Annotated in this window: 2 pseudogenes; one reads left to right on the top strand and one right to left on the bottom strand. The window is 75.3% G+C overall.

The features are described from left to right. Positions 1-406, bottom strand: a pseudogene (locus tag FV222_RS28480) (H4MPT-linked C1 transfer pathway protein); the annotation flags it as partial. A 2-nt stretch (positions 407-408) separates the two neighbouring features. Between FV222_RS28480 and FV222_RS28475 the strand changes: the two are divergent. Then, positions 409-645 (top strand): annotated as a pseudogene (locus FV222_RS28475) (HisA/HisF-related TIM barrel protein); the annotation flags it as partial.

Genomic DNA, 645 nt, shown 5'->3' with positions numbered 1-645 from the left:
GGGCCGCGGTGGCGTGCCAGTTCGCCGAGGCGATCGCGGCGGCGTTGGCCTCCGCTTCGGCGGCTGCGACGAAGCCCGCGCGCCCGGCATAGATCGCGACCGCGCCGGACAGGTGCCCGGCCGCCCAGCCCGCGAGCTGCGCGACGCCGTCCGTGCGGTCGGCGAAGCAGTCGGTGAGCTCGCCGGTCATCGTGACGGCGTGCGCCGCCTCCCCCCGCGCCCAATCGGGCAACCCGGCGAAGGTGTCGTCGAGGGCCGGCAGCCCGCGCCAGAGCGGGCACGGCGCCTGCACCACCGCGCGGACGACGCCGCCCTCGACCAGCGCCGCCTTGACGTGCACCCCGCCGAGATCCCATCCGATCGTCCTGGCGGGGTGGGGGAGCGCGGCGGCCAATGGCGATCTCATTGATGGGCGACGAAACCGCGCGGGCTTCGTTCGCGGTGATTCCGGTGATCGACCTGCGCCACGGACAGGTGGTGCGGGCGCGCGCCGGCGAACGGCACAGCTATGCCCCGATCGAGACGCCCTTTGCAAAGGGCTCGGCGCCGGCCGACGTCGCCCGCGGCCTCCTCGACGCGGTCTCCGGGCCGACCCTCTACGTCGCCGACCTCGACGCGATCATGGACGGCGCGCCGCCCGACCTG

The sequence above is a fragment of the Methylobacterium sp. WL103 genome, from assembly GCF_008039885.1.
Taxonomy (GTDB): Bacteria; Pseudomonadota; Alphaproteobacteria; order Rhizobiales; family Beijerinckiaceae; genus Methylobacterium; species Methylobacterium cerastii.
Note: the sequence above shows the minus strand (reverse complement) of the source record. Positions and strands in the feature narration are given on the sequence as shown.